The sequence below is a fragment of the Litoribacter ruber genome (assembly GCF_018500185.1).
Classification (GTDB): Bacteria; Bacteroidota; Bacteroidia; order Cytophagales; family Cyclobacteriaceae; genus Litoribacter; species Litoribacter ruber.
This window is the reverse complement of record NZ_JAHBGI010000028.1, coordinates 1-8,780: the sequence shown is the minus strand read 5'-3', so window position 1 is coordinate 8,780 and position 8,780 is coordinate 1. Positions and strand designations below refer to the sequence as shown.

At 50.1% G+C, this 8,780-nt stretch carries 5 protein-coding genes; 2 read left to right on the top strand and 3 right to left on the bottom strand.

The window, feature by feature from the left end; translation table 11 throughout:
- Positions 1-493: 493 nt before the first annotated feature.
- Together KIH41_RS17715 and KIH41_RS17710 are read right to left on the bottom strand one after the other, a co-directional pair.
- Positions 494-1,912 carry an SLC13 family permease gene (locus KIH41_RS17715; RefSeq protein ID WP_214163289.1) on the bottom strand — a complete coding sequence of 473 codons (1,419 nt, stop codon included), beginning with the start codon at positions 1,910-1,912 and terminating at the stop codon, positions 494-496.
- A 209-nt stretch (positions 1,913-2,121) separates the two neighbouring features.
- Positions 2,122-2,670 carry a helix-turn-helix domain-containing protein gene (locus KIH41_RS17710; RefSeq protein ID WP_214163288.1) on the bottom strand — a complete coding sequence of 183 codons (549 nt, stop codon included), beginning with the start codon at positions 2,668-2,670 and terminating at the stop codon, positions 2,122-2,124.
- A 632-nt stretch (positions 2,671-3,302) separates the two neighbouring features.
- Between KIH41_RS17710 and KIH41_RS17700 the strand changes: the two genes are divergently transcribed.
- Both KIH41_RS17700 and KIH41_RS17695 read left to right on the top strand, forming a co-directional pair.
- Positions 3,303-4,022, top strand: coding sequence for a LytR/AlgR family response regulator transcription factor (locus KIH41_RS17700; RefSeq protein ID WP_213946446.1), 720 nt, complete (start codon positions 3,303-3,305; stop codon positions 4,020-4,022).
- 5 nt (positions 4,023-4,027) lie between these two features.
- Positions 4,028-7,072 carry a histidine kinase gene (locus KIH41_RS17695; RefSeq protein ID WP_214163287.1) on the top strand — a complete coding sequence of 1,015 codons (3,045 nt, stop codon included), beginning with the start codon at positions 4,028-4,030 and terminating at the stop codon, positions 7,070-7,072.
- A gap of 589 nt (positions 7,073-7,661) precedes the next feature.
- Here the strand turns inward: KIH41_RS17695 and KIH41_RS17690 are convergent.
- Positions 7,662-8,015 (bottom strand): TM2 domain-containing protein, encoded by a 354-nt coding sequence (locus KIH41_RS17690; RefSeq protein ID WP_214163286.1) that lies wholly within the window; start codon positions 8,013-8,015, stop codon positions 7,662-7,664.
- Positions 8,016-8,780 lie beyond the last annotated feature (765 nt).

The window sequence follows — 8,780 nt, the reverse complement described above, 5'->3', positions numbered from 1 at the left end:
AGTTTACCTCCCGCGGGAGGCCGACCCACGGGGTGGACAACCACGACAACCCTGACAACAAATGAGTACCGTGGTTGTCGGTCCCGAAGACGCCCCCCCCGAGGAGGTAAACTTCGCTGTTCGGGACTGTGGTCCTGGACCTGCGGTCCTCTGTTGTCGAGTTGTCGTTGTTCTATTTCGCGGGAGAATAGGGAGGGATGAAGGTGGGCACCGCAAAGAAGATTGGGGTACGGCAGCCTTCATCCCTCCCTAAGTAATCNGTCCTCTGTTGTCGAGTTGTCGTTGTTCTATTTCGCGGGAGAATAGGGAGGGATGAAGGTGGGCACCGCAAAGAAGATTGGGGTACGGCAGCCTTCATCCCTCCCTAAGTAATCCCCTGCTGGGCGTCTAAGTAGAACAATGACAACCACGACAACAACCCCGGGAAGGCGCAGTTTACCTCCCGCGGGAGGCCGACCCACGGGGTGGACAACAGCGGAGCGGACAACTTTAGTTACACAAACACCAAACTCCACAACATCACCGCCACCATCGCCGTGGCCGGGCCAAGGAGGATAAGCATCAGCCCTCCCGGGCGAAACTGCTTCTGCTCAATCAACCCCGTAGCATAGCTGATCGCATTCGACGGGGTCGAAACGGGTAACAACAGGCTGCAGCTACAACTGATCGCCACGATCAAGGGAACAGCCACCGCATAAGGGCCCGGAAGCGATAGGCCGAGAGGAACAAGGATTGACGCGGCGGCCGTATTGCTCATCACGTTTGAAAGCAGCACCGCCACCAAACTGAACACAATGGCGATTCCAAACGTCGGAATCGGAAGATTGTTGACCTCGTTCATGACAATGTCGGCCAGGCCCACTTCCACCAAGGCTATACCCAAGGCCAGACCACCGGCCACCAGCATTAGCGTGTCCCATGGCAGGGTGCGCACCTGATCGGCCATGATGACCTGAGTCATGGTGAGCAAGACAATCGGAACGGCAGAAGTAGCGGCTACAGGAATGCCGTGAACAGGCTCGGTAAGCCACATCAGGATGGTGACAATCAGGGTGAAGATCACCGCCTTCCGCTTGAAGGGATCCACCTTGTCGGTGCTTTTGGGGAGCTTGGAAAGATCAATCTCCAAGCCTTTGATATGGTTGCGGGAGACTAGAAACTTCCAAAAAGCCAGCACAAGGAAAATCCCCACCGGAAACCCAAAGATCATCCAATCCATAAAGGTGAGGTTGATGCCCTTTTCGGCAAGGGCACCCACAGCTATGGCATTGGGCGTGCTCCCAATGATGGTCCCGATTCCGCCCACAGATGCCGCGGCGGGGATTCCGGTCAACAAAGCTATAGAATAAGGCGATTTTTTGCCCATCAGGTGTACCAAGGGAATGATGCTCGAAATCATCATGGCCGTGGTGGCCGTATTCGACATCACCATGCTGGCCACCCCGGTGGTCAACATCAAGCCCAACAGCAGCTGCTCGGGTTTGCTTCCAAACCTGCGGATCGTAAACCTAAACAGTGAGCGGTCCAGCTCCACCACCCGCATCCCTTCGGCCAAGAAAAACCCACCCAGCAACAGCCAGATCACATTGCTCGTCCAGGTGCCCACATAGAGGTCCACGGGACTGCTTTCCTCTATGATATAGTCGGTTCCAAATCCAAGCAACAGGGTAGCAATGATGAATATCCCAACGGCAAAAGGAGGGATGGCCTCGGTCACCCAAAGCCCTATGGAAAGCATGGAGAGGAAAAACACATAATTAACCGCCTCCCCATAGCCCAGCCCATCAAAAAAATAAGTGACCACCAAGGCGATCACAAAATTGCCAATAAAGGTAGAAGTATTAAAAATCCACCCCAACCGTAATTTCCTATACCATTTCAGGGCGGCATACCGCGAATCGCTATCAAACATATTTCAGGTAGTAGTTACCTGATAAAATTAGGAAACTAAGTGAAGACAATCAAGTGTATCGTGGTGATTTAGAGCTTGCCTGGCAGTCAGGGTTAATTATCCGGCGCTGATGCACAGCGGGAGCTTCCTTCCATCCCTAAGCCATAAACTTTAAACCATAAACCATAAACCAATACGGATGTGCACAGCACCAATCCAGAAATAGAGATCTAAACCATTTTTTCCAATCCCAGCTCCTTAATTCTTGTATTTAGTTTTTGTTTATCTTCCAGGGATAAAGCAGTAGGAATCAAATCCGAAAGTTTGATTTTTAGTAGGTTGTGGATGATGATCAAATCTTTCATGGAAAAAGGACTGATCCCATTCATGAGTTCAGAAATATAAGATTTGTGATGTCCGAGAATTTGCCCAAGCTGTTGTTGGGTCAAACTATGCTTTTGTAATTTTTGCTTAATAAGCTTTTTTCTGTTCTCTATAAATAGGTTTTCCTTTTGAACTAATTCCTCGGCCTTGTCGCTGGCCTCTATCTTGGAAATATTTACTTCTTGATCAGCCCAGGTTTCTTTTTCATACATTGCAATCAAATCCCGGAGATCTGATCTCGTTTTTTTTAAGTCAGGGCTTTCTTTCGAAAGAAGCCGCAACTTCCTCTCAATCCCGAGAGCCCTTTCCAATTCCAATTCATCCTCAATTCTTCCCTTTTTCAAAATCGTCCTCAAGTCAGCCCCTATTGTTTCCATCTCATTGAATCCATCCATTTTTCCTCAACCATTTTTTTATTGTAACCTTATTGTTCCTAAACACCGATTCATATTCCTGATGGTTTCCTGCCCATACCACTGTTGCCTCTTGGTCCTCAAACTCTATCAAAATCATAGTCCTATATTTTTCTAAAATCTTCCGTCCAATAAGCCTCATAAATAACAAAAAATAACTCATAAAAAGTTCTAAAAATTTTGGAACATAACTTTCGTAGAAGCTCCTCATTAAATATATGAAGTTTAGACATTAATTCCGTTGAGTTACAGCACTATTTTCGCGTCCAGCAGGAGGTTACTTACGTAAGTACGACGTACCCGCCTGCCCAGGCAAGGCCAGCAGGCGGGAATGACAACCACGTGACTCACCGAAGGTTGTACGTATCCAGATTTCTCCGCTCCGCTCCGCTGGCGCTCAGGTGCTTATGACGTGTAAAAGTTCTCGCAGCGGTCGCAGCGTTTTTCGCCGCGCCGCCGCGAGAAATCATATCGTCATAGCATTGGGTGTATTTGCAACATATAGAGCCTCGAAATAACGGAGAAGATGTAATTCTTCACCATATAATTTTTAGTTCAACATTCTTTCATTATTTTGCCCCTCAATCCCAGAATAATCCTAATACCCTCCCGAAATGAAAGTCCTTATCGTAGACGACGAAAAACACGCCCAGGATACCCTCGAAATCCTGCTCAAAAAAAACTTCCCCAGCCAGTTCCAGATCGTGGGAAAATGCTACTCCCTGGATGAGGCCCTTACCCACCTGCGGGAAGTCGGCCACCCCGACCTCGTGTTCCTCGACGTGCAGATGCCCCACCGAAGCGGCTTCGAGCTCTTCCAGGAAGTCCCTCACCGGGATTTTGAGATCATCTTCACCACCGCCCACGACATGACCCGCGAGGCCATCAACCTGCGCCCTTTCGGATACCTGCACAAGCCCATCAACCAATACCTGCTCAAAAGCAAGGTGGAGGAATTTATCGAATATCACGACGAGGTCAACATCAACCGCAAACTCGACTCCCTGATCGGGAACTCGGAATCACTGGAACTACAGCTTTTCTCCACCAACGACTGCATCGAATTTGTCCATAATGATGAAGTGGCCTACATGAAGGGGGATAGGGGCTATACCACCATCTTCAAAACCGATGGGACCGACCTGATGGTGTCCAAAAACCTCAAGGCCGTACTGGAAAACTATCCCGAAAAACAGTTTCTCAGGGTAAGCAAGTCCCTTGCCCTCAACATCAAAAATGTGGTCCGCTATGATAAAAAACAGAACAAGCTTTACCTCAAGGACGGCCTGACCCTGGATCCCGGCACCAATACCATCAAAAATATTAAAGTCTAAAAGCTTTGGCTAAGAAGTTTCTCGCCGCCTTGCTGCTGCTGCTAATGGCCTGGCCTATCCTGGCCCAGCAGCATCCTGTCAAGCATTTCACCACCCTGGACGGACTGCCGAACAACGGCATCCGGTCCCTGTATTTCAATTCCCGTGGTGTCCTGTGGATCGGGACCGAAAACGGCGTGTCCAAAATGCGCAACGGTGATTTTCTCAACTTTGACGAATCCCACGGGCTGGCCTTCAACAACTGCTGGGCCATCACCGAAGACAGCCAGGGCAACATGTGGTTTGGAAGCTATGGGGGAGGGGTAAGCTTTTTTGATGGCAACAGGTTCAAGGTGTTTGATGTAAACAACGGCCTGATCAACAACAAGGTGAGAAAACTGGCCTATAGGGATGGGAAAATCTACGTGGGCACCGAAAACGGCGTTTCCATCATTGACGAGCAAACCCAGGAAATCACCAACGTCCTGGATTCCCAACTGGACCATGAAAGAAGCTATGTGTCTGCCTTCCTGTTTTTGGAAAACAGGATTTTCTATACCACCTACGGGGCTGGAACCTTTGAAATCAAGGAAAGGAAGAATGGCTTTGCCAGCCAAAAACACAACGACCAACAGCTGGTCTATTTCAGCAAGGTCCAAGATGGGGAAATATTCATGGCTGACAAGGGGCAGGTCTGCAGCGTAAGCGAGGCCGATTTTTTGGATAAAAAACTTGCAAGCCAATCTTTTGGCCAGTCCGTGATCTGGGACCTGGCCAAATCCAACGCCGGCAAGCATTATGCCGCCGCATGGGGGGTGTTCAACAAAGACGGGGGTCTCTTTGAAATCAGGGATGGGCAGATGCTGGACCTGAGCGCCAACTTCAACATTGCCTCCAAAACCATTCTGGCCTTGGCCTACGACAAACTTGAAAACGTGCTTTATGTGGGCTCCAACGATGAAGGCCTGTTTAAACTATATTTGGACGAAACCATAGTTTATAAATCCTTGTCCGACCAAAAAGTAAAAGCCTTTGCAGAAATCAACGGACAAAAGGCCGTCTTGCACGAAAAGGGACTTTCCCTTTCCAAAAAACTCAGGCTTCATGAAGTTGGCCTGGAGCGGTTCAAAAAATTCCAGCAAGACTACATCTCCCAAAATGCCAGGCTGCTTCCAAAACATGAGGATGATTTCTTTGAACTGCAGTTTGACCTGCCGGCCGAGGATATAGAGTTTTACGAGCTGCACACCAATAGAGACCACTATTGGATCAACAGCAACATCGGTGTATTCGAACTCAACCAAAATGCAGAGATCCTCACCTATGTGCCCGTACATGCCTACCACATTGGTTTCACCCCTGGGGGAAAGCTCATAGAGTCCAACTTTTACGGGGGCACGCGGATCTATGATGATCCCGGGAACATGGTATATACCTATTTTCCCAACTCTCTGCCAAACAATCCTGCCCAAATAGCCCGTATCCAAAGCAGCACAGACGCGACCTATCTAGCCTCCGTTTTCCATGGGTTGTTTTATTATAAGGATGGGCAGTTCCAATCCCTCCAACATTCACTACAGTGGGAGGAAGCCAAGCTGAAAAGGCTCCATTTTGCCAAAAACGGGCAAATGGTCATTGCCTCGGAATTTGGGGAGGTATTTGTGGCCCGGGAAGAACCCTCTTTCCACATCGTGGAAAAAATCAACAAGGAGGTGATCCAAGGCAACACGGTTCTTTTTGTTGAATCCTACGGCGACCAACTCATCATCGCCACCGAAAAAGGCCTGAATTTCTATAAAGATGGCCGGGTAAGGTTTTTTGACGAGGAGCAGGGCTTCACGGAAAGGATTTTCACCGCTGCCAAAGTGGTGGGCAGCGAGCTGCTGGTGGGCACGCATAAGGGGTATTACAAAGTAGCACTTGACCGGCTGTTGGAGAGTAAAACCTATACCTTTAACCTGGGCCTTCACCGCTTTGATGTCAACCACCAACCCTATGAAAAAGGGGGGTACAAATGGTTTGTCTTCCAGCAAAAGCAACTGGATTTAGACCATGATGAAAATACCCTTACCATGGAATTTTCCTCCCATGGCCACCCTTATCCAGGCAAACTCCGCTACCGCTACCGCCTAAAGCCGGAAGGGGAGTGGAGCCCTTATCAGGCAGAATCCAAAATTACCTTGCCCTATCTGCCCGTCGGGGATTATAAGGTGCAGGTGGAAGTGCAGGATCTGCACAGCGATACCAATTGCATACATGACCTGCTGGCCTTTACCATACATCCGCCATTCTATATGACCTGGTGGTTTACCCTGTTTGCAGGAGTGTGGTTGGTGCTGATCGTTTATGGTGTTTACCGCTATAGGCTTAGAAAAGTCACCCAGGAGGAAAAGAAAAAGGCAGCCATCGAAACCCGGATAGCCGAAACCAAACTGGAGGCCCTTCGCAGCCAGATGAATCCGCATTTCATCTACAACGCAATGAACTCCATCCAGTATTACATGCTGACCAACGAAGTGGAAACGGCCTCGGAATTCCTCCAATCCTTTTCCGGCCTGATCCGCAATACCCTTTATTTCAGTTCGCAGCAAACCATCCCCCTAAAGGAAGAAATCGAGTTTCTGGAAAACTACATCAGCCTGGAAAACATGCGGGTTGAAAACAAAATCACCTTCCTGTTGAATGTGGAGGAAAGGATCAACGTGCGGGAAACGCAGATTCCACCCTTGCTTCTGCAGCCCTTCATCGAAAACGTATTCGTCCACGCCTTTGACCGCCACCACCCCAATCCTGAGCTGCAGTTAACCTTCCGCCTGACTGAAGAGGGCAACCTGCTCTGCGTAGTAAAAGACAACGGCCAGGGCATCCCCCTTGTCCAAGCCCCGAAGCTGCATGAGTCCAAGGGTACGTTCCTGGTCAAAGAGCGTATGGATCTTATGCGTGGGAAAGTCGAAACTCCGTACTACTTCAATTCCGTTCAAGGAGAGGGCACCACCATCCAGCTCATCCTCCCATCCAGATTCGTGGTCGAGTCTGCGGTCCGGGAGTACGTGGTGAGCGCTGAGCACTGAGCACGGAGCGCTGAGCACTGGGCATGGCGCGCTGAGCACTGCGCCACCCATCCCTTGTCTTTTCACCCATCGTTCCTCCCTCATCATTTCGACCGATCGGAGGGAGTGCTTGCCCGCCGGGGCGGGGAGAAATCTGGATCCGTAAATAGCAACGTGGTTGTCATTGTTGTCCGTCCAGTGGGTCGGCTCCGCCTCCCCTGGGCTGTTGTCATTGTTGTCATGGTTCTATTTATTTTCAGCCACGGGCGGGGATGAAAGTCCGCTCAACGACAACATTCACGGGTAGGGTCTCGGTACGGTAGTGCGTAAGTTACTTACGAAGGTCCTTTGCAAGCGCAGCTTGTCAAAGACCACTGTCCCTGTTCCCGTTAAGCGACCCTCATCAAATACTCGTTAAGCGGCATTCGGCCCAAAACGTGACTGGCCTTATGTAGAACAATGACAACAATGACAACTGATTCCGCGAAGGGGAAGAGACAACCCTGCCGGCCTTGCCTTGGCAGGCGGGCACGTACCCTAATTACGTAATTAATCCCCTGCTGGGCGCGAAACCCATAACCCATAACCCATAAACCATAACCCATAAACCTCAAACCTCCCTCTCCAACCTCTCCAAAATCCTAAACCCCAAATTCTCATTATACTCCCTAATCATCCCCGGGATCCTAAAAAAATCAACCGCCCACCAGACAAACAGTCCCCCGGCCGTGACCCAAAAGAGCACCTGCTTGCCCCAGCGGTCCTGATAGGCATAATGGAACGGGAACACCAGCACCAGGGCCAGATATGCCCAAGTCAGCGATTTGGCCTGAGCCAGGTAGAGTTCCAAAAACTCCATTTTCTTGTTGCTGGGCAAAAGGCTCAGCTCCTCCATCAGCGCAGGGGTCAGATACTTGCGGACATCAGCCGATAGGTGCGTCTGAGCAGACAAAAATTTCTCCATTAGTTAATCTCTTCATAAAGGCTTTTCAAACCTAAAAATAATCCCTTCCCCTCATCCCCCTAAACCCATTGTACAAACACCCCCCCACACCAAACAAAAGCCCCCTTCCAACGAACCAGCCACCCCGTACCCGCACTTCTAGTCTCGTTGTAATTCCGTGGTTGTCATTGTTGTCCGCCCCGTGGGTCGGCTCCGCCTCCCCGGGGCCGTTGTCATTGTTGTCATGGTTCTACATATTTGCACCCACGGGCGGGATGAGAGTCCCTTAACGGGAACAGCTGAAAGCCGCATAACGACAACATTCACGGGTGGGGTCTCGGTACGGGAGAGCGTAAGTTACTTACGAAGGTCCTTTGCAAGCGCAGCTTGTCAAAGACCACCGTACCTGTTCCCGTTAAGCGGCTTTCGGTCCAAAACGTGACTGGCCTTATGTAGAACAATGACAACAATGACAACTGATTCCGCGAAGCGGAAGAGACAACCAGTCCCGATCAGTAAAGCTTACCTCCCCCGGGAGGTAAACTTTACTGATCGGGACGGACAACCACGTCATACTTACGCAGGTAAGCACCTGCTGGGCGCGGACCCCCACATCCGACATCGGACATCGGACATCATGCATCCGACATCCGACATCGGACCCGCCTCGCCTGTGTGCCGTGGCGTAGCGCGCAATGTCATGTCCTAAATTACTTGACACTTTTTTCTCAAACTTTAAATTTTTCTCCGCGAAGTGGCCTTTCCCGATTCGCTACGCTGCTCGGG

What these genes read in the sequence shown, in the direction of transcription:
- KIH41_RS17715 (WP_214163289.1), bottom strand. Translation starts at nt 1,912, where the DNA reads ATGTTTGATAGCGATTCGCGGTATGCCGCCCTGAAATGGTATAGGAAA.
- KIH41_RS17710 (WP_214163288.1), bottom strand. Translation starts at nt 2,670, where the DNA reads ATGGATGGATTCAATGAGATGGAAACAATAGGGGCTGACTTGAGGACG.
- KIH41_RS17700 (WP_213946446.1), top strand. Translation starts at nt 3,303, where the DNA reads ATGAAAGTCCTTATCGTAGACGACGAAAAACACGCCCAGGATACCCTC.
- KIH41_RS17690 (WP_214163286.1), bottom strand. Translation starts at nt 8,015, where the DNA reads ATGGAGAAATTTTTGTCTGCTCAGACGCACCTATCGGCTGATGTCCGC.